Source organism: Tenacibaculum sp. TB-53, assembly GCF_059716285.2.
This window is the reverse complement of the sequence record NZ_CM202790.1, coordinates 533,084-554,907: the sequence shown is the minus strand read 5'-3', so window position 1 is coordinate 554,907 and position 21,824 is coordinate 533,084. Positions and strand designations below refer to the sequence as shown.

General features: G+C 32.7%; 20 protein-coding genes. 9 read left to right on the top strand and 11 right to left on the bottom strand.

Features of this window, described 5'->3' with window-relative positions; genetic code table 11:
* Nucleotides 1-125: 125 nt before the first annotated feature.
* The 10 genes from hemF to hemA form a co-directional block, all read right to left on the bottom strand.
* Nucleotides 126-1,028: an oxygen-dependent coproporphyrinogen oxidase gene (gene hemF / locus AC3VJB_RS02615; protein ID WP_159490750.1), complete on the bottom strand. Its 903-nt coding sequence runs from the start codon at nucleotides 1,026-1,028 to the stop codon at nucleotides 126-128.
* 30 nt (nucleotides 1,029-1,058) lie between these two features.
* Entirely contained in the window at nucleotides 1,059-1,805 is a 747-nt protein-coding gene (locus AC3VJB_RS02610) for an EI24 domain-containing protein (protein WP_047789747.1), read from the bottom strand.
* A gap of 74 nt (nucleotides 1,806-1,879) precedes the next feature.
* Entirely contained in the window at nucleotides 1,880-2,482 is a 603-nt protein-coding gene (locus tag AC3VJB_RS02605; RefSeq protein ID WP_082118662.1) for a TlpA family protein disulfide reductase, read from the bottom strand.
* A 20-nt stretch (nucleotides 2,483-2,502) separates the two neighbouring features.
* Entirely contained in the window at nucleotides 2,503-3,534 is a 1,032-nt protein-coding gene (gene hemE / locus AC3VJB_RS02600; protein WP_253057196.1) for a uroporphyrinogen decarboxylase, read from the bottom strand.
* A gap of 44 nt (nucleotides 3,535-3,578) precedes the next feature.
* Nucleotides 3,579-4,868, bottom strand: coding sequence for a glutamate-1-semialdehyde 2,1-aminomutase (gene hemL, locus AC3VJB_RS02595; RefSeq protein ID WP_437824334.1), 1,290 nt, complete (start codon nucleotides 4,866-4,868; stop codon nucleotides 3,579-3,581).
* 58 nt (nucleotides 4,869-4,926) lie between these two features.
* Nucleotides 4,927-5,889: a porphobilinogen synthase gene (hemB, locus tag AC3VJB_RS02590; protein ID WP_047789688.1), complete on the bottom strand. Its 963-nt coding sequence runs from the start codon at nucleotides 5,887-5,889 to the stop codon at nucleotides 4,927-4,929.
* Between the two features lie 19 nt (nucleotides 5,890-5,908).
* Nucleotides 5,909-6,736, bottom strand: a complete 828-nt coding sequence (locus AC3VJB_RS02585) for a tetratricopeptide repeat protein (RefSeq protein ID WP_159490744.1) — start codon at nucleotides 6,734-6,736, stop codon at nucleotides 5,909-5,911.
* The gene (locus AC3VJB_RS02580) at nucleotides 6,733-7,242 is read right to left on the bottom strand and encodes a hypothetical protein (RefSeq protein WP_047789686.1); all 510 of its coding nucleotides are present in this window, start codon (nucleotides 7,240-7,242) and stop codon (nucleotides 6,733-6,735) included. Before AC3VJB_RS02580 ends, AC3VJB_RS02585 begins: the two co-directional genes overlap by 4 nt.
* Before the next feature lie 2 nt (nucleotides 7,243-7,244).
* The gene (hemC, locus tag AC3VJB_RS02575) at nucleotides 7,245-8,831 is read right to left on the bottom strand and encodes a hydroxymethylbilane synthase (protein ID WP_497666712.1); all 1,587 of its coding nucleotides are present in this window, start codon (nucleotides 8,829-8,831) and stop codon (nucleotides 7,245-7,247) included.
* Nucleotides 8,815-10,086: a glutamyl-tRNA reductase gene (hemA, locus tag AC3VJB_RS02570; protein WP_239180229.1), complete on the bottom strand. Its 1,272-nt coding sequence runs from the start codon at nucleotides 10,084-10,086 to the stop codon at nucleotides 8,815-8,817. The genes hemC and hemA overlap by 17 nt, the downstream gene beginning before the upstream one ends.
* 211 nt (nucleotides 10,087-10,297) lie before the next feature.
* Between hemA and AC3VJB_RS02565 the strand changes: the two genes are divergently transcribed.
* The 5 genes from AC3VJB_RS02565 (at nucleotide 10,298) to AC3VJB_RS02545 (ending at nucleotide 13,926) form a co-directional block, all read left to right on the top strand.
* Entirely contained in the window at nucleotides 10,298-11,182 is an 885-nt protein-coding gene (locus AC3VJB_RS02565; RefSeq protein WP_047789684.1) for a helix-turn-helix domain-containing protein, read from the top strand.
* A 30-nt stretch (nucleotides 11,183-11,212) separates the two neighbouring features.
* On the top strand, nucleotides 11,213-11,728 hold the full coding sequence (locus AC3VJB_RS02560; RefSeq protein WP_073183164.1) for a TrmH family RNA methyltransferase: 516 nt from the start codon (nucleotides 11,213-11,215) through the stop codon (nucleotides 11,726-11,728).
* A 1-nt stretch (nucleotide 11,729) separates the two neighbouring features.
* Nucleotides 11,730-12,767, top strand: a complete 1,038-nt coding sequence (gene hemH, locus AC3VJB_RS02555) for a ferrochelatase (protein WP_437824330.1) — start codon at nucleotides 11,730-11,732, stop codon at nucleotides 12,765-12,767.
* 162 nt (nucleotides 12,768-12,929) lie between these two features.
* On the top strand, nucleotides 12,930-13,520 hold the full coding sequence (locus AC3VJB_RS02550) for a CopD family protein (RefSeq protein WP_437824328.1): 591 nt from the start codon (nucleotides 12,930-12,932) through the stop codon (nucleotides 13,518-13,520).
* 22 nt (nucleotides 13,521-13,542) lie between these two features.
* A complete protein-coding gene (locus tag AC3VJB_RS02545) occupies nucleotides 13,543-13,926 on the top strand; it encodes a lipocalin family protein (protein WP_047789680.1) in 384 nt (127 codons plus the stop codon).
* A 34-nt stretch (nucleotides 13,927-13,960) separates the two neighbouring features.
* Here AC3VJB_RS02545 and recR read toward each other — a convergent pair whose 3' ends face one another.
* A complete protein-coding gene (gene recR / locus AC3VJB_RS02540; protein WP_437824326.1) occupies nucleotides 13,961-14,578 on the bottom strand; it encodes a recombination mediator RecR in 618 nt (205 codons plus the stop codon).
* Nucleotides 14,579-14,648: 70 nt separating this feature from the next.
* Between recR and AC3VJB_RS02535 the strand changes: the two genes are divergently transcribed.
* The 4 genes from AC3VJB_RS02535 (at nucleotide 14,649) to AC3VJB_RS02520 (ending at nucleotide 21,774) form a co-directional block, all read left to right on the top strand.
* Complete coding sequence (locus AC3VJB_RS02535) at nucleotides 14,649-16,112, top strand: aminoacyl-histidine dipeptidase (RefSeq protein ID WP_437824324.1); 1,464 nt, start codon at nucleotides 14,649-14,651, stop codon at nucleotides 16,110-16,112.
* Between the two features lie 64 nt (nucleotides 16,113-16,176).
* Nucleotides 16,177-16,764: an acyl carrier protein phosphodiesterase gene (locus tag AC3VJB_RS02530; RefSeq protein WP_437824322.1), complete on the top strand. Its 588-nt coding sequence runs from the start codon at nucleotides 16,177-16,179 to the stop codon at nucleotides 16,762-16,764.
* A gap of 6 nt (nucleotides 16,765-16,770) precedes the next feature.
* The gene (gene ggt / locus AC3VJB_RS02525) at nucleotides 16,771-18,450 is read left to right on the top strand and encodes a gamma-glutamyltransferase (protein ID WP_437824320.1); all 1,680 of its coding nucleotides are present in this window, start codon (nucleotides 16,771-16,773) and stop codon (nucleotides 18,448-18,450) included.
* A gap of 69 nt (nucleotides 18,451-18,519) precedes the next feature.
* On the top strand, nucleotides 18,520-21,774 hold the full coding sequence (locus tag AC3VJB_RS02520; RefSeq protein ID WP_437824319.1) for a S41 family peptidase: 3,255 nt from the start codon (nucleotides 18,520-18,522) through the stop codon (nucleotides 21,772-21,774).
* The last annotated feature ends 50 nt before the right edge of the window (nucleotides 21,775-21,824 follow it).

Genomic DNA, 21,824 nt, shown 5'->3' with positions numbered 1-21,824 from the left:
TCTTTAACCTAATTAAAATTATTAAGCACTATTTTATTTTTAATATTAATTTTCTATCTAACAAAAAAAGACAAAACTTTATCTGTTTTGTCTTTTTTCCTTTGTATTTATTTTAAAAGAAATGTTTACACCCAATTTTTAGGTTTTGTCAATACCTCTAATAATTTTGCTTCTTCAGAACCTTCTTTTGGATGGTGATTATATTTCCACTGTACTGTTGGTGGTAAACTCATTAAAATACTTTCGATGCGTCCATTAGTTTTTAAACCAAATAAGGTTCCTCTATCGTGTACTAAATTGAATTCTACATAACGACCACGACGAACTTCCTGCCAATCTTTATGCTCCTGAGTGTGGGCAATGTCTTTTCTTCTCTCAACAATAGGCACATAGGAGTTTAAAAAGCTATTTCCTACTTCAGTTACAAAATCATATCGATCTTGCATAGAGAACTCTTCTGTTTCTTTTAAATAATCAAAGAACAAGCCTCCTAAGCCACGTGCTTCATTTCTATGCGCATTCCAAAAATAATTATCACAAGTTTCTTTGAACTTTGGGTAAAAATCTGGGTGATGCTTATCACAAGCTTCTTTACATATCTCATGAAAATGTATTGCGTCTTCTTCAAATAAGTAATACGGAGTTAAATCTTGTCCACCACCAAACCATTGGGTAACAATATTTCCTTCACCATCATACATTTCAAAATAACGCCAATTAGCATGTACTGTAGGTACAAATGGATTCTTCGGGTGAATTACCAAGCTCAATCCACAGGCAAAGAAATCTCCACTTTCTACTCCAAACTGCTTTCTTAATGCTTCTGGTAACTCTCCAAATACTTTAGATATATTTACGCCACCTTTTTCAAAAATATTCCCATTTTCAATTACACGAGTTCTACCTCCTCCTCCTTCAGCACGCTTCCATAAATCTTCTTGAAACTTAGCTTCACCATCTATTTCTTCCAGCTTTGATGTTATGGTATCTTGTAATTCTTGAATGTAGGCGTAAAATTGTTCTTTCATGTGTTTGTTTCTATTGACGTGCAAAAGTACTTATTCTGGTAATTTTTTAAGCTGTATTTTCTTAATAGTTTCTGTAGTAGCTGCGGTTACTGATAGTGGTAATACCAAAATTACTCCGATAACAGGAATTAATAAAAACAACATAAATACCACTCCATTTCCTATAGCTAGCCCTTTATTTTCTTTTACAAAATTGATACTTTCTCTGTATTTAAAATGACGTTCTAAGGTATAATCCATATTTCCAAAACCGGCATAATATGCTTGCATTAAAAACAGTAATATCGTTGAAATAATACCAATTACAGGAATAAAACCTAACAATAAGATAGGGATTGTCAATAAGAGCTCTCTAGTTAAATTTCTAAGGTTTATTCGTATACCTCTAATTAATTGCTCTTGAAAAGAAGTTATTCTATGTGTATGGTCTTCTCCTCTAAGATGATCTTCAATTTTTTCTGAAACTGGACTCATAAAAGGCGCAGATAAAGCCATTACAATATGTTTATACAATACCAAACCTATTACCACAATAAGTAATCCGCTTATAAAAGTACTGATAACCTCAAAGGTTTCTTTACCAAACTCCCATTTCCAGAAATTGGCTACATAATGACCAATATTATCTGAAAATGTATAGGCCATAAAACCAATAAACGTTGCTGTTAATAGGCTTATAAACATTGGAATAATAAAATACTTCCATAGCTTTAGTTTTGAAATCATTCCGAAAGCACCAAAATAGGCTTTAATTCCTTTTACAATATTTTGTATCATATCTTTTTTTGTGTGAAAATAAAAAACCTCTTTCAATAAAGAAAGAGGTTACTAGTAATATTATTTCAAATGATTTATTTTAATATTGGTGCTAAAAAATCTTCAAAGTTTTTGGTATTTATTTCGTTAACTTTATCCCAACCTACTTCTTTTGTTGGTGTTGCAGCTCCTCTTTTAACATTAACAAACTGTTTGTCTTTACCTATTAAGTATGCTGTTGGGTAGTCTAACTTATGAACAAACCCACTGATATCTAAAAATCCTTTTTGAACTTTATCAATATCTCTTGCAGGAACAAGCTTAATTCTCTTATCTAGCTTTTCAGCCATTCTTTTAACTTTAGCTTCCTTATCCCAGAAAATCATAATAAACTCCAATTGATTATTATATTTTTCTACCATTTTGTTTAGGGCTGGTACATCTCCCCAGCAAGGAGCCGACCAAGTAGCATTAGCTATCAATACAATTGGCTTGTTAATTTTGTCTGTACTTACTGTTTTACTGTCAATTGTAGTAAAGTTATAATTTAACAAATAAGAGCCTTTAATGCACTTATCAATCAAACCTTCGGCACTTTCTTCTACACAATTGTTTACTGCAAAATTGTAATACGTTTTATTTTGTGCGAAAATAACAGTTGTTAAAAAACACATCAAAACAAAAGATAATTTCTTCATTTTTAATTATTTAAAAGGGGTTATCTGTCGGCTTTATACTCTTTTACCGCATCTATAAATGCTTTTGCATTCTCTATCGGTATATTTGGTAAAATTCCGTGCCCCAAGTTAACAATATATTTGTCTTTACCAAACTCATTTATCATTTGGTGTACCATCTTTTTTATTTCGGCCGGTGGAGACAATAATCTTGAAGGATCAAAATTACCTTGTAATGTAATATTTCCTCCTGTTAAATAGCGTGCGTTTCTTGCTGAACACGTCCAGTCTACTCCTAAAGCTGAAGCATTTGATTGTGCCATTTCATGTAAGGCAAACCAACATCCTTTACCAAAAGCTATTACTGGTGCATCATCTTTTAATGCTTCTATTATTTGATTAATGTATTGCCATGAAAACTCCTGATAATCTGTTGGAGATAACATTCCTCCCCAAGAATCAAAAACTTGTACAGCATTCACACCTGCTTTTACCTTTTCTTTTAAATAAGCAATTGTGGTATCTGTAATCTTCTGAAGCAATTCGTGTGCCAAAACTGGTTGCGTAAAACAAAATTCTTTTGCCTTATCAAAATTCTTAGACCCTTGCCCTTGTACAACATAACATAAAATTGTCCATGGAGACCCTGCAAAACCTATCAATGGTATTTCATCATTCAGCTTTTCTTTAGTTGCTTTAATAGCATCCATTACATAGCCTAATTCTTCATGAATATCAGGTATAATTACACTATCTAATCCTTTTTTGTCTCTTACAGGGTTTGGTAAATAAGGTCCAAAATTTGGTTTCATTTCCACTTCAATATTCATTGCTTGTGGAATTACTAAAATGTCTGAGAATAATATTGCAGCATCCATTCCGTATCTACGAATTGGTTGTACTGTAATTTCTGATGCTAATTCTGGAGTTCTACAACGTGTAAAGAAATCGTACTTTTCTCGAATTTCCATAAACTCTGGCAAATACCTTCCTGCTTGACGCATCATCCATACTGGTGGACGATCAACTGTTTCTCCTTTTAATGCTTTTAAAAATAAATCGTTTTTTATCATGTCTATCTGTACGTCATTCTTCCTCGTAATGACAATTATTTATTCTACATTTTTGATACTGCTTCCATCGACTTATCAATGGCATTAGCTATCTCTTGAATATCTTTTTCTGTTAATGCTGATGATAAGAACCAAGCTTCAAACTGACTTGGAGGTAAAAACACCCCATTTTTAGTCATTTCCCAAAAGAAAGTTGCATATTTCTTCGTATCTGAAGTTTGTGCATCTTCAAAGTTGGTTACTTTTTTATTAGTAAAGAATGGATTAATCATCGAACCAAATCGGTTAACTGTAATTTCAACTCCGTGCTTTTTTGCTGATTCTAGTAAGAATACCTCAATAATTTGAGCTATCTCATTGAACTTTTCGTATGGATTTTGCTTCTTTAATTCTGTTAAGGTTGAAATTCCTGCTGCCATGGCAATTGGGTTACCACTTAATGTTCCTGCTTGATACATTCCTCCTAATGGGGCTACTGTTTCCATAATTTCATTACGTGCTCCATAGGCTCCTACTGGAAAACCTCCTCCAATTACTTTTCCTAAACAAGTAATGTCAGCTTCAACACCTAATATTTCTTGAGCTCCCCCAAACTTAGAACGGAAACCTGTCATTACCTCATCAATAATTAATAAGGCTCCTTTTGAGTTTAGATACTCTTTTAATTCTTTTAAGAAATTGTTTTGTGGAGTTACCACTCCCATGTTTCCAGCGATAGGTTCTAAAATAACTCCTGCAATATCATCATGAGCTTCAAAATGTGCTTTTACACTTTCTAAATCGTTGTAATTTGCAATCAACGTATTTTTTACAGCTCCTTCTGGAACTCCTTTACTTCCTGGTAAACTCAACGTAGCTAAACCAGAACCTGCAGCTACTAATAAAGCATCTTGATGCCCGTGATAACAACCTGCAAACTTTATAATTTTGTCTTTTCCAGTAAACGCTCTCGCTAAACGAATTCCGCTTAATACAGCCTCTGTACCAGAATTTACAAAGCGTACTTTATCCATTCCCGGAAAAGCATCACAAACAATTTTTGCTAATTTAATTTCACCTTTTGTTGATGCTCCAAAAGAATACCCATTTTTCAACGCTTTTCTAATAGCTTTTTCTACTTTTTTATGGCGGTGTCCTAAAATCATTGGACCGTAAGACAACACTAAATCAATGTATGAATTATTATCTACATCAATAATCTTACTTCCTTTCGCTTTTTTTATGAATAAAGGATTCCCTCCTACGGATGCAAATGCACGCACTGGTGAATTTACTGCTCCTACTAAGTTTTCTAATCCTTTGTTATATAATTCTTGTGATTTCTTAAAGCTCATTCTTCGCTAATTATTAGTTGTTAATTATGAGTTTTTAGTTGATTAACTCATTTTTTAATTATCTATTTAAAACTCTAGCTGCTTCTTTGGCAAAATAGGTTATGATAATATCTGCTCCAGCTCTTTTCATAGAAAGTAAGCTCTCCATCATTACTTTTTCACCATCAATCCAACCTTTTTCGGCTGCTGCTTTTACCATTGAGTATTCTCCACTTACATTATAGCAAGCAATAGGTCTATCAAAATTATTTTTTAAATCTCTTATGATATCTAAATACGATAGAGCTGGTTTTACCATTAAAATATCTGCTCCTTCTTCATCATCAAAAGTTGCTTCACGTAAACCTTCATCTCTATTAGAAGGGTCCATTTGATACGTTCTTCTATCTCCAAACGACGGTGCTGAATCTACCGCTTCTCTGAAAGGTCCGTAAAATCCTGATGCGTATTTTACAGAATATCCCATGATTGGTAAGTTCGCAAAACCTGTATTATCTAACGACTCACGCATCATAGCTATAGCACCGTCCATCATTCCTGATGGTGCTACCATATCTGCTCCAGCTTTCGCATGTGATACGGTTTGTTTTGCTAAGTTAACTAGAGTTGCATCGTTATCTACATCATTATCGTGTATAACTCCACAGTGACCATGACTTGTATATTCACAAAAACATACATCAGTAATTACATATAAACTTGGGTAATTCTTTTTTATGAATCGGATAGCTTGTTGCATAATTCCGTTATCATTCCAAGTTTCAGTCCCTTCATCATCTTTTTTAGATGGAATACCGAATAACAATACTGCTGGAATTTTTAAAGCTACAACTTCATCTAATTCTTTAGAAATAGTATCTAATGAATAACGATTGATTCCTGGCATTGATGGAATTTCGGTTTCAATGCCTGTTCCTTCTTCAATAAATAATGGGTATACAAAATCATCTACCGAAAGCTTATTTTCTCTAACTAATCGACGGATGTTTTCTGTTTTTCTTAGTCTTCGTGTTCTAAACATTAATTTTCTTTTTAAAAGTTTAAGGGGTAAATCTTTTACTTTTATTAATTTCTTCTTCTATTTGAGACAAATACACCTTATCATAGTGATGAGTGTATGGATCATTTAATAAATATCCTTCTTCAAATAACTTCTTTGCTTCTAATATTATTTCTTTATACTTATTGAGGTTATTCTTTTTTTTATAACACATTGCTATGTAGTACCTATTATCTGCTAAATTATTATTCTCCTTTTGCTTCATAAGGTTACTTAAAGCTCTATTATAATTTCCTTTTTCGAAATACAAAACTCCTAGATGAAAATAGTTGTACAGATCAGGTTCTTCGTTATTATCTTTTAAATAATCCTCTATTATTTTAATTGCCTTATCTTTTTTTCCAACTGCTTTATAACAAATTGCTTTTGCTATTCGTAAATGATAGTCTCCATTTTGACAGTAACCTATATCATCTTTTATAATTTTTTCATATTGTTCTATATCTTTTATAGCTCCTTTATAATCTCTAAAAAATTGATATCTACACCATCCTCTATAACCTAAATGCATTTTAGGATTTAATTCTACAGCCTTGTCAATTAATGGTTTCCATGATAAAAAATCTCCACTTTTTAAATATGCAATTGACTTAGCCCAATAAGCTTTATCATAAGTAGAATCTATCTGTATGGCTTCATCTAATAATTCTTGATACTTTTTGGTGAACTGATAAAATTGATAGGCTTCTTTTTGTTTTTTACAAGCCTCATATTTTTTAATCTCCCCTTCCCATTTGTATGCATTGCAGTTTTGAGTAAAAGTATTACTCGCAAAAAAACTTAACAAACATATTATAATAGATCTCATGGTAAAATTTCAATAAGGTTTCCTTTTTCAATTTTAAATATCAAGTATTGATAATAATCTATTTCTCTATCTCGACCATCTTGTTTTGTTTTCCAGCCATTTAAGCTTTGAGTTAACATCAATAGCTGATTAGTGATTCTATTATCAAAAGTAAATTGTTCGTAGTTATTATTCATTTGTATAACTCTAAACCTGCCTGTTTCTCCTTTACAGTTAACAATGAAACGAATCCTTATCAATCCGCTTTCATCCACTTTTATATGAGTATACTTTTTTTTAAATAAATTTTCTATTTCTCTTTTACTTCCTTTATACTCTAAACCTTTGCCATTATTGAAGTATTGAAATATTTTATCATTTTCGTTGCATGGAATAAAACTTGGACTGTCTAACTTTACATCATAACCAATATCTCCTATTTGACGTGGATATATAAGTTTTTCTGTCTTTTTATTTTTACAGCTAAAAAGAAACAAAAAACACATAAAATAAAACATTCCCTTCATTTCTATTCCTTTACAAAATGTAAATTAACCAACTCCAAAACGCTTTCTACTGTTGGTAATTTTGCTATTTGTACTTCTTTAAAATGTTTTTTTGCTTCGTTAGCAGTACTATCTCCAATACAAAAAGCTATTTTATCTGCAGTATTTTTTTCCATGTAACTCTCTACTGTTGATGGGCTATAAAACAACACTCCATTTACCTTTTCATTAACTTTTGCTGGACTATACGTTGTTTTATAAGCTTCTACTTCATTTACAGTAATGCCCTTTGCTTTTAAGATAAGTGGTAAAGTATCTAAACGTAGATTACTACAGAAATAAGTTACCTCCTGCCCTTTTAATTCTTTTGACAGATAATCAGAAAGTTTCTTAGCATTTCTTTCTGAGTGTCTTACTTTTCCTATACGTTGTTCAATTAACTTTTTGGTTCTTCTACCAACACAATAAATATTTTTAAATTGTAATTCATCTGAAGTAAATGAGTTTAGTAATGCTTCTACTCCGTTTTTACTAGTAATAATTACATTTTCTATTTCTTCCTTAACTACTTTAGGAGCAATTCTATTAAATCGAATTTTAATAAAATCACTATCCTGAACATTCATGCTTGTTGGTAATAGTTTTTTTTGTGCTTCTGATAGTTTTTTTGTCGAATAGATTGAAAACTGTTTTTCAATTCCTTCGTCTTCCATCATAATTAGCTTCCCTCCTTTATCTATCACGTAATTTGCACAATCTTTTGCTATATATTTATGTTTTCCTACTTTTACTTTCTTGCTAACTTCAATTTTCTTTTTACCATCTCTACTTAGTAAAACTCCTTTAAAGTTAATTTCTTCTTCTTTCTCATTTATAAAAGCTAATGCACCAATAGGTGCTGTACATCCTCCTTCTAAACGATTTAAAAACTCACGCTCTATACCTGTACAAATTTCAGTGTCTTTATCATTTAGGTTAGCACAAATTTCTTTTATTTCTTGATTTTCATCTAAAGCTGTAACCATTATAGCTCCTTGTGCTGGTGCAGGAATCATCCAAGACAAATTAACAGCTCCTTTAGGTCTTAAACCTACACGTTCCAATCCTGCTGCTGCAAAAATAGCACCGTTCCAGTCATTACTTTCTAACTTTTGCAAGCGTGTATTTACATTTCCACGTAAACCCTCTACCTTGTGAGTTGGATAACGATTTAACCATTGGGCTTTTCTACGTAAACTACCTGTAGCAACTACTCCGTTGGGTTGCGCCATAAACTCTTCATTGTCCTTTAACAACAATATATCGTTATAATTAGCACGTTTTAAAACAGCTGCTTGTATAATACCTTCTGGCAATACTGTAGGAACATCTTTCATAGAATGTACTGAAATATCAATGTCGTCATTCAACATAGCGATATCTAAATTTTTAGTAAAAATCCCTGTAATTCCTAATTCATAAAGGGGTTTATCTAAAACTAAATCACCCGTTGCTTTAACGGGGATTAATTGAGTTTGATGGCCTAATTCTTCTAAAAGTTTTTGAACTTTTCTTGCTTGCCACATAGCCAATTGGCTATCGCGGGTACCTATTCTAATTATCTTCTGCATGGATGGTTTCTAAATTTGCTCCAAACACTTTAGCCATTACTTCAATACTTGTATTTACCGAAGTTTCTTCGTCTTTTAAGTGTTTAACAAACTGTGTGGTTATTTTTTGAATAAATCTTGATGTTAATATTTCTGCCTGTTCTTCATCAAAATTTTTAATTTTCTTCTTATGGAAGGCTATTTCTCCTTGTTGAATATTTTGTAATGATTCTTTTAAAGCAGTAATTGCTGGCGTAAATCTTCTATGATTTAACCATTCTTGAAATTCTTGGTTATGAGTTTCAATAATCGCCTCTGCTAATGGTACTTCTTGTTGGCGTATTGCTAATGTTTCATCAGTTATTTTGGAAAGATCATCTACATTTACCATTGTTACATTCTCTAAACCTGCCACTTCTTTTGACACATTTGCTGGCATTGATAAATCTAAAATCAATAATTCCTTATCTGTTGAAACATGTTCTTTTGTAACCGTAGGAAAACTTGCTCCTGTAGAAACAATTAGAACATCACTATTTGAAACCTCCTTTGCTAAATTTGCATATGACGCTTTTCTAATAGAATTATGTTCTTTTACAAATGCTGAAGTCTTTTCTTCAGTTCTATTAATTAAACTTACCGATTTATTTTGTGTGTATTCTGCTAGGTTTTTACAGGTATGTTTTCCCATTTTACCTAATCCAAATACTAAAATATTTTTCGAGTTGTAATCTGGCAAATTATTAATTAAGTATTGAACAGCTGCATATGATACTGAAGTGGTACCTGAGCTTAACTTAGTTTCATTTTTAACTCGCTTGCTTGCTTGCATTACATGGTTCAACAAACGCTCAAAATAAGCATTTGTAGTTCCTACTTCTTTAGCTTGTTTAAATGCCTGACGTAACTGCCCTACTATTTCGTAGTCACCTAAAATTTGGCTATCTAAACCTGTTCCCATTCTAAAAAGATGGTTAATAGCCTCTTTGTTTTTGTATACGTTTGATACGTTTGCAAATTCTTCTACCGAACCATTTGAGTATTTACACAACATGCTTATTAACTGAAAAGGATGTTCTGCAAAACCACAAATTTCTGTTCTATTACAAGTAGACAACACAAAAATTCCGTCTATACCTCTTTGCTTGGCTTCTTCTAAAAGTTGTATTTGATTTTCTTTAGAAATACTAAATTTCCCCCTAATCAAAGCATCAGCCTTTTTATAACTAACGCCTATATTGTATAAATTATTATGATGTTTGTTTTCTACTATCATTGAGTCTTCTTCAAAAAAGTCGGTCAAAAATATAAATATTGAACAAAAAAAAGTATCGCTAAAAGAACTTTTAATGTCGCTATTTGTTTTTTCACTTAAAAACCCCCTAAAAACTTCTGTAAAAGTGTATTTTTGTAGTAAAATAGACTAGGGAAAACATTTTATTTTAGAACCATTCTAAATAACAAGTTTTACGTAAACCACTAAATTCATGTCAAAAAACATCGCAGAAAGTACATTTAGAGAAATTTCTATAGAAAAAGGGTTTTTTGTCCTAAAATTTCAAAACAATTCTGACCAAACGGAGTTTTTTAAAAGAGATATAGACAACTCATACATACAACTACACTACTGTGTTAAAGGTAATTGTAAGTTTAACTTCAATAACAATAGCTATACTTTTAATGTTTTAGACAAACATTCAATTTTCCTATATAACCCACAACAAGATTTACCTATCAATTTAGAAATACTACCTAAAACCTCTTTGGTTTCAGTTTTAATTTCTATTGAAAAGTTTCACGCTCTTTTCTCTAAAGAAGCTAGTTATATACCTTTTTTAAGTGAAAATAATAAAAATAAAAAATATTACGACAACGCAGAAATAAGTGCTAATGTTTTATTCGTACTTCAACAAATTTTAACAGCGAAAAACCAAAGCTCTATGAAAGACCTTTATATAAAAGGAAAAACATACGAGCTATTAAGTTTACATTTTGACAGCGGTGAAAACACCAATGAAGAATATTGTCCTTTTTTGGTGGATGATCGTGAAGTTTTAAAAATAAGAAAAGCAAAAGATATAATCATTGCTAGAATGAGTGAGCCTCCTAGTTTACAAGATTTATCTAACGAAGTAGGTTTAAACTTAAAAAAATTAAAAGAAGGATTCAAACAAATTTATGGAGATACTGTATACAGCTTTTTGTTTGACTATAAAATGGATCATGCTAGAAAACTATTAGAAAGTAACCAATATAATGTTAACGAAGTTGGTTTACAGGTTGGTTATAGTACTTCTAGTCATTTTATTGCTGCTTTTAAAAAAAAGTTTGGCACTACCCCTAAACAATATGTAATGAGTTTACAACAGTAGAAAAAAATTAAAAACTCATAATCTTATAAAATGAAACAACTTACTCATTACGATATAGAAAATAACCAACAAGAATTTCCTATAACCATTGTTTGTGATACTATCCGTACTCCTGAAAATATAGGAATGTGTTTTCGAATTTCAGAAAGTTTTGGCGTATCTAAAATATATTTACACGAAAGCTCTCCTTCTGTAGATAATAGAATTGTAAAAAAAACTGCTCGAAATACAATTCAACAAATATCACATAATACGTATAACAATTTCGAACAACTTATCCATCAATTAAAAGAAGAAGGAAACACTATTATTGGAATTGAAATTACCGATGAAAGCATAGATATTAGCGATTACGATTTCTGTACACATTCTAAAATTGTATTACTTTTGGGTAGCGAAAGAAACGGTATAGAAAACATAAATTTAGTAGACGCAACAGTTGCGATACCAATGTACGGAAGAAATTCTAGCATGAATGTAATTCACAGTTTAGCTATCGCATTATACGAAACGACAAATCAGTTAAAAGAAAAGAACTTGAAATAGTATGAAAGGAGTTTTATTAGTAAACCTTGGCTCACCAGAAAGCACAAACCCTAAAGACGTAAAAAAATACTTAGGAGAATTTTTAATGGACGAACGTGTTATTGACGTTCCTTACTGGCTAAGAACATTTATTGTTAAAGGTATTATTTTAAATACGCGCCCAAAAAAATCAGCTGAAGCCTATCAAAAAATTTGGTGGAAAGAAGGCTCTCCTTTAATTGTATTATCAGAACGTTTACAAAACAAAGTACAAGCAAAAACAGAACTTCCTATTTCCTTAGCAATGCGTTATGGAAACCCTTCAATTAAAAGTGGATTACAAGAATTACACGACAAAGGTGTTACTGAAGTTTTATTAGTTCCGTTATATCCTCAATTTGCCATGGCAACTACTGAAACTATTTTGGTATTAGCTGAAGAGTTAAGAAAAGAATTCTTTCCTAACATGAAAATTACCGATGTCCCTGCTTTTTATAACAAACCAGAATATATAAAAGCACTATCTAATAGCATAAAAGATTATTTATCTGATAAAGATTATGACCATATTTTATTCTCTTATCATGGAGTTCCAGAGCGTCACATCAGAAAATCTGACATTACAAAATCGCACTGTAATCCTGAAGTAGGAAATTTAAGTTGTTGTAATACTCCTTCAGAAGCTCATAAATATTGCTACCGTCATCAATGTTATCAAACCACTAAAAATGTAATTTCTGAATTAGGATTAGACGAAAATAAAGTTTCTACCTCATTCCAATCACGTTTAGGAGTGGATCCTTGGTTACAACCGTATACCGACAGAACTATTGTAAATAAAGCAGAAAAAGATGGCATTAAAAAATTAGCTATTGTAACTCCTGCTTTTGTATCTGATTGTTTAGAAACACTAGAGGAAATAGCTATGGAAGGAAAACACGAGTTCTTAGAAGCTGGTGGTGAAGAATTTTACACAGTTCCTTGTATTAATGATAATGATGAATGGGTAGATGTTTTAGCTGGATGGATTAATGAATTTCAGTTAACAACAAACAATTAACAGATTGCCACGCTTTCGCTTCTCTTGAGCCACAGTCGAAAGGCTCGCAATGACACAAAAACTGTCATTATGAGAAGCGATAACGACGTGATAATCTCTTTCAAGTTATAAGTTAACAAAATTAAAAACTTGTAATTTTACAACTTTCAAACATTAAAACTCATGGATTTTTATTACGTAAAAGCATTACACATTATATTTGTAGTAACTTGGTTTGCCGGATTATTTTATATAGGTCGTCTGTTTATTTACCATGTAGAAGCAGAAAAAAAAGACGAACCTGCCAAGTCTATATTGCAAACTCAATACAAGTTAATGTCTAAACGTTTATGGTATATTATTACTTGGCCTTCTTTATTTTTAGCAAGTTTTTTTGCTTTTTGGATGCTATATAAAAATCCTTATTACTTAAAAATGCCTTGGATGCATGTAAAATTAGCTTTTGTATTAGCGCTATATTTTTACCACGGATTTTGCCATAAAATATACAAAGAACTACAACGTGATGAGATTAAATACACACCTAATAAACTCCGCATATTTAATGAAATTCCAACTGTAATTTTATTCGCTGTTGTATTTTTAGTCGTTTTAAAAAGTGCTATCAACTGGATTTGGGGCGTTGTAGGAATTATTTTATTTGGCGTATTATTGATGATTGGTATCCGTTACTATAAAAAAGTAAGAGCTAAAAAATCTTGGGATAAATACGAGCAAGAATTGATGGATGAGGATGAAAAACTAAACGAATAATCTATAAAAAAATAATAGTGCTATGAAAAAAATTTTAGTTTTAACAATTGCTATATTTAGCTTATTCGCTTGTTCTTCTGACGATGAAAACAATTTAGACCCTATTATAGGAACTTGGTATTTCTTTTCTTATGATGGAATAGAAGTCGACGACTGTAATAAAAAATCAACTATGTTTTTTTATGAAAACGGTACTTTTTTAAGTACCATTTATGAAAATAAAAACAGCACTAATAATTGTCAAATAAAAAATACCACAAAGGGCACATGGAGTTATAAAGGAAAAGGATACTATGAAATTATTGCTTCTTCTGAAACCTCTGAGAATATTTTGAAAATAGTTTTTTCTGACAACAAAAACACTTTTACAGCTATTGAATGGTTTACTGCATTCAAAAGAAAATAACATAAAAAAAGCGAAGTTTAAAACTTCGCTTTTTTTATCCCTTTATAGACTGCTCAAAAGGTATCCTATTCACAATACTTCTACCTAGTGTAACCTCGTCTGCATATTCTAACTCATCCCCTACTGAGATTCCTCTAGCAATGGTTGATGTAGTTACTCCGTATTTTTCTATCTGTTTGTAAATATAAAAGTTCGTTGTATCTCCTTCCATAGTAGAACTTAACGCGAAAATCAGTTCTTTAACCTCTCCCTCTTTTACTTTTTCCACTAACGATTCAATCTGTAAATTTTGAGGACCAATTCCTTCAATAGGAGAAATCTTCCCTCCTAACACATGATACAAACCTCTATATTGTGCTGTGTTTTCAATCGCCATTACATCACGAATATCCTCCACTACACATACAATCTCAGCATTTCGCTTCGGATTACTACAAATATCACATAACACTGTATCTGAAATATTATGGCACTTTTTACACGATTTTACATCATTTCGTAAATGCGTTAAAGCCTCTGCCAAATACTTCGTATTTTCTTTCGGTTGTTTTAATAAATGTAACACCAAACGAAGTGCAGTACGCTTACCAATACTCGGTAATCTGCTTACTTCATTTACTGCATTTTCTAATAATTTCGACGAAAAATCCATGTTGCGAATTTACAATTTTTCGATAAGGATTAAGTATCTTCGTAGCTTTAAAATTAAAACTTCAATTCACATGAATTCAGAGATAAGAAACCTAGAACCAAAAGCTGTTTGGAAAAATTTTGCCGACTTAAACGCTGTACCTCGTCCATCAAAAAAAGAGGAAAGAGTCATTCAATTTATGGTAGATTTCGGTAAGAAACTAAATCTTGAAACCATGGTTGATAAAGTTGGGAATGTAATTATTCGCAAGCCTGCTACACCTGGAATGGAAGACAGAAAAACAGTAGTAATGCAAAGCCATTTAGATATGGTACACCAAAAAAATGCAGACACTGTTTTTGATTTTGACACCGAAGGAATTAAAATGTTTGTAGATGGTGATTGGGTTAAAGCTGACGGAACTACATTGGGAGCCGACAACGGTTTAGGTGTTGCCGCTATCATGGGAGTTTTAGAATCTACTGATATTCCTCACCCTGCTATCGAGGCTTTATTCACAATTGATGAAGAAACAGGTATGACAGGTGCAATGGGACTTGAAGGAGGTTTATTAGAAGGTGAAATTTTATTAAATCTAGACACTGAAGAAGATGATGAAATAGGAATGGGATGTGCTGGTGGTGTAGATGTTACCGCTACTAGAAATTATAGTGAAGAAACTACTCCTGAAAACACAATCGCCTATGAAATTTCTGTTACAGGATTAAATGGTGGTCACTCAGGAATGGATATTATTAAAGGTTTAGGAAACGCTAATAAAATTATGAACCGTTTGTTATTTGACGGTTTTACGAATTTCGGATTACGTGTTTCGGAAATTGACGGAGGTAGTTTACGCAATGCTATTCCTCGCGAAAGCTTTTCAACTGTAGTTATTGATGCTGTTTCTAAAGAACCTTTCCAATTTGAAATACATGAGCTTATCAACAACATCAAAGCTGAGTTTTCAACACTAGAACCTAATCTTTCTATTGAATTAAAAGAAGTTGACACTCCTGAAACTGTAATGGACTTAGGTGTTCAAGAAGGATTAATTAAAGCGGTTTATGCTGCGTTGAATGGTGTATATCGAATGAGCCCTGATATTGAAGGTTTAGTAGAAACCTCAAACAACATTGCTCGTATTATTGTAAAAGATGGTGCTATTAAAATTGGATGTTTAACACGTTCTTCTTCTGAAACAAATAAGTGGGACTTAGCTAACTCATTACGTTCATCTTTTGAATTAGCTGGTTTTGATGTAGAGTTTTCTGGTTCGTATCCTGGATGGTTACCAAACGTAAATTCTGAGATTTTAAAAACTGTAACTAATTTATATGAAGAGTTACACAACGAAAAACCTATTGTAGCTGCATGTCATGCAGGATTAGAATGTGGTATTTTAGGCCAAAACTACCCAGAAATGGATATGGTTTCTTTCGGTCCAAATATTAAAGGTGCACACTCACCTGATGAGCGCGCACAAATATCATCAACACAAAAATTCTGGAAATTTTTATTAGAGATTTTAAAGAATACTCCAGTTAAAAATTAAAGACTTATACATAAACTTTAAAACCACAGCTTTTCAGTTGTGGTTTTTTGTTTACATTTATAAAATGAATTTTTTAGCGCATTTATATCTTTCTGACAACAACACTAATGTAATGATTGGTAACTTTATTGCCGACCATGTAAAAGGAAGAAACTTCTCTCACTATCATGAAGACATTCAAAAAGGAATTTTGTTACATCGCGAAATTGACACCTACACAGATGCGCATAAAATTGTTAGAATCAGTAAACGTCGCCTTCACGAAAGATATCGTCATTATGACGGAGTAATTATCGATATTTTTTACGATCATTATTTAGCCAAAAACTGGAAAAATTATTCACAAATTCCACTAGACGTCTATGTAAACTCTGTCTATAATTTACTTCAAGACAATATTGATATTCTTCCTGAAAAAACACAAGAAATGCTACCCTACATGATACAGTATGACTGGTTATATAATTATCAATTTGCCAAAGGAATTCAGGAAGTCCTAAACGGAATGAATAGACGCACTAATGGGAAATCAAAAATGAATTTAGCAACCGGAGATTTGTTAGAGAATTATCAGATTTTCGAAAATGATTTCACTACTTTTTTTGAAGACCTTCGCACATTCTCTCATCAAAAACTAAAAGAACTAAGTTAACAACACATGAAAAAAGCATTCTTATTTTTTTTAACACTCACAGTATTATATAGCTGTAAAAAAGAAAAAGTTCTAGGTACAATTACTGAAAAGGCTATGGTAGTTTCTGCTCGTAAAGAAGCTTCACAAATTGGTTCGGATATCTTACAAAAAGGAGGAAATGCTTTCGACGCTATGGTAGCCACAGAATTAGCTTTAGCAGTAACATATCCTTACGCTGGTAATCTTGGTGGTGGTGGATTCATGGTATATAGAAAAAATACGGGAGAAATTGGTGCGCTTGACTATCGCGAAAAAGCTCCACTTGCTGCTCATAAAGACATGTATTTAGATAGCTTAGGAAATGTAATTAAAAACAAAAGTACTTTAGGAGCTATGGCTGCAGGAATTCCAGGAACAGTGGCTGGTGTTTTTGCCACACATGAAAAATTCGGCTCATTACCTATTCAAGAGATTTTAAAACCAATCATAGCTTTAGCTAAAAAAGGAGTTGTAGTTACTCAAAAACAAGAAGACCGTATAAAAAAGTATCAACATTATTTTTTAGAAGTAAATAAAGACTCTATTCTTTTTGACAAGCCTTGGAAAAAGGGAGACACTATCAAATATACTGCTTTAGCAGCAACTTTAGAACGTATTGCAAAAAATGGTCGTGATGAGTTTTACAAAGGAGAAACCGCTAAACGCCTTGTTGATTTTATGCAAAACAATGGCGGAATTATGACCGAAGAAGATTTGGCTAAGTATGAAGCTAGATGGAGAACTCCAATCACTTTTACCTACGACGATTTACGAATTATTTCAATGTCTCCACCTGCTAGTGGGGGAATTTGTTTAGCACAGATAATGAACGGAATTGAACCGTTTGATTTAGATAAATACGGTCATAATTCAACAAAAACTATGCAGATAATTACTGAAGCAGAACGTAGAGCTTATGCAGATAGAAGTTTTTACTTAGGAGATCCTGATTTTGTAGAAATTCCTATTAAGACACTCATCAGTAAAGAATACACAAAAAATCGAATGCTTGATTTTTCTTTTGAAAAAGCCACCCCTTCGTCCGATGTATCTCATGGAAGTATTACTATGATTGAAAGCAATGAAACCACCCACTACTCTATCGTTGATCAATTTGGAAATGCTGTTTCTGCCACTACAACCATTAATGGAGCTTACGGTTCTAAACTATATTGTTCAGATTTAGGTTTTTTCTTAAACAATGAAATGGATGATTTTTCAAGTAAACCTGGTGTACCGAATATGTTTGGTTTAGTAGGTGCTGAAGCCAATAAAATAGAACCTGAAAAACGCATGTTAAGCTCTATGACCCCTACTATTGTAGAAAAAAATGGTCAACTATACATGGTTGTAGGAACTCCTGGAGGTTCAACAATTATTACTTCAGTTTTGCAAACTATTTTAAATGTACATGAGTTTGATATGGGAATGCAAGAAGCCGTGAATCAACCACGTTTTCACCATCAATGGTTACCAGATGTAATTAAAATGGAACCAAAAGGTTTTGATAAACAAGTAAAAAGACGTTTACAAAGTCTTGGGTACGAGTTAGACGAAACCAACTCACCAGTTATCGGAAAAGTAGATGCTATTTTGGTGCTTCCTAACGGGAAATTAGAAGGCGGCGCTGATCCCAGAGGAGATGACACAGCTGTAGGGTTTTAGTTTTTAACATTTTTTTCACTCCCTTTAACAACTAATTAAGTAGTTTTAAGATTTAAATTTCAACAAAGCATGAAAAAAATACTGACCTTACTCACTTTAGCTACCTGCTACACTGGCTTTCCCCAAGAAACACGCCTTTTAAGACAACCTACAATATCTAACTCTGAAGTCGTTTTTGTATATGCAAACGACCTTTGGAAGGCTCCGATTAAAGGTGGAGATGCCATACGACTTACCAGTGATGACGGCTATGAGTCAAACCCACATTTCTCTAATGATGGTACTATGATTGCCTTTACTGCACAGTACGATGGAAATACTGATGTATATGTAATTCCTGCTACTGGTGGTGAACCCAAACGATTAACCTATCATCCAAGTGGTGACTTTGTACAAGGCTGGACACCTGATAACAAAGTTTTATTTCGCTCATCTAGAGAAGGCAGACCAACCCAAACTACTAAATTCTATACTGTTTCACTTAAAGGAGAATTACCTAAAGCTGTAAACGTTCCAAGAGCTGCTTATGGAGAATTTTCAAAAGATGGTAAATACCTTGCCTACACCCCTATTACGAGTTGGGATGCAGAATGGCGAAATTATCGTGGTGGTCAAGCAATGCCTATTTGGATTTTAAATATGCAAAATCAAAAACTAGTTAAAACTCCTCAAAAAGACAAAGAAAGGCATTTAGATCCTGTTTGGTACAACGGTAATGTTTACTACATTTCTGAAAGAGACTATACTAGTAATATTTGGTCATATAACTTGGCAACCAAACAAGAAAAACAACTTACATTCCATAAAAGATTTGATGTAAAAAGCTTAGATGCTAATTCAAACGGAATTGTTTATGAACAAGGAGGATACATCCACTTTTTAAATCCTAACACCTCAACTACCAAACAAATACCGATAACAGTTCATGGTGATTTAAACTATGCTAGAACTCGTTGGATGGATGTAAAAGGAAGAAATTTAACAAACCCTAATATTTCCCCTAAAGGAAAAAGAGCTATTTTTGAATACCGCGGTGAAATTTTTACTGTCCCAAAAGAAAATGGTACTTGGAGAAACTTAACTAACTCTTCAGGTGTAGCTGATAGGTATCCTATTTGGTCTCCAAAAGGAGATAAAGTAGCTTGGTTTTCTGATAAAAATGGAGAATACGAATTGGTGATTTCCGACCAAAATGGAGACAACAAATCATATATTACCATTCCTAATCCTACTTTTTATTTTAGACCAGATTGGTCTCCTGATGGTAAATATGTATCATTTACCGATACGCATTTTAATATTTGGATTTTAAATTTAGAAACTAAAAAAGCTGAAAAAGTAGCTACTGATAATTTTGCACATCCAAATAGAACCATGAATCCGAAATGGTCTCCTGATAGTGATTGGATTGCTTATGCTAAACAAAATGAAAATCATTTTAAATCTATTTACGCATATCAAATCAGCACCAAAAAAACAATTCAAATTACAGATCCTTTAGCAGATGCTATTTCACCTGTTTGGGATGCTTCAGGGAAATATATTTATACCTTGGCTAGCACAAACTACGGATTAGCATCTGGGTGGTTAGACATGAGTTCTTACGACCCTTCAGTAACTCGTAGCTTATATGCCGTTGTTTTGAACAGCAAAGACAAAGCTCCTAACCTACCGAAAACTGATGAAGAGAAAGCTGAAAAAAAAGATTCAGAAGAAAAGAGCAAAAAAGAAAAAAAAGACGATAAAAAAACATCAAAAGAAGCTGATAAAATAAAAGTTGTGATTGATGAAGAAGGTATTTTCAATAGAGCTATTGCCTTAAAATTACCTACTAAAAATTATACAGCTTTATACAAAGCACCAAAAAATCATGTTTTCATAGCTGAAGCTATTCAAAACAAACCTGATGTGATTATCCATGACTATGACATTTCAAAAGAAAAAGCTACTGAATTTACTAAAGGAGCTCGTTCAGTAACAGTTTCAGAAGACAGAGAGTCTGTATTACTATCAAGTAAAGGAAACTGGAGTATTGTTAGTAGTAAATCTCCAGTTAAACCTGGTAAAGGCTCTATAAAAACCAACTTAAAAATTAAGGTCGACCCAAAAGCTGAAGCTCATCAAATCTTTAAAGAAGGTTGGCGCTATATGAGAGATTTTTTATATGTTGATAATGTACACGGTGCACCTTGGGACAAAATCTATCAATGGTACGCTCCTTGGATTGATCATGTAAGGCACAGAACTGATTTAAACTATGTTGTAGACATTATGAGCGGTGAAGTTGCTATTGGTCATTCATACGTTTATGGAGGTGACACTCCTAAAACCAACTACGTTCCTGTTGGATTACTTGGTTGTGATTTTGAAGAATCTAATGGCTTATACAAGTTTTCAAAAATATACAAAGGAGAACGTTGGAATCCTAATATTAAAGCTCCATTAGGGCTTCCGGGAATTGATGTTAAAGAAGGGGATTATTTATTAGAAGTTAATGGAGTTCCTGTAACTTCAAAAGACAATCTGTATAAAGCATTAGAGCAAACCGCAGGAAGAGAAATTTACATTAAGACAAATTCTAACCCCACAGTTAATGGAGCAAAAACTATTTTGGTAAAACCTGTTGCCAGTGAAAGAAATTTGCGCTCTATAGACTGGGTAGAAGAAAACAGGAGAAAAGTAGATAAATTATCTAACGGAAAATTAGCGTATGTGTATGTTCCGAATACTTCAAACAACGGATTTACCTCTTTTAATCGCTATTATTTTTCTCAGCAAGATAAAAAAGGAGTTATTATAGACGAAAGAAATAACGGTGGTGGTAGTGCTGCCGATTATATGATTGATATTTTATCGAGAAAACCTTTTGGGTATTTTAATAGTAAAGCTAATAAAAGAAAGCCATGGACAACACCTATAGCTGGTATTTGGGGACCAAAAGTGATGATTATTAACGAGCGTGCTGGTTCTGGAGGAGATTTACTTCCTTATATGTTTAAAGAAAAAAAATTAGGACCACTAGTTGGAACTCGTACATGGGGAGGTTTAGTAGGAACCTGGGACACTCCAGCTTTTATTGATGGTGGTAGAATGGTTGCACCACGTGGTGGATTTTTTGATTTGGATGGTAATTGGGCCGTTGAAGGTGAAGGTGTAGCTCCTGATATCGAAGTACACCAAGAGCCAAGTAAAATTTTAAAAGGAAAAGACCCTCAGTTAGAAAAAGCTGTTGATGAAGCTTTACGCTTATTAAAAAGTAATGAATTTATTCCTAAACCTGAACCTGCTCCACCTGTGCGTTGGAAAAGACCTTCCGGATATTAAAATCACTTTATATAAAAGTATAAAAACTTCTTAAAACAGGGGGCTTTTAG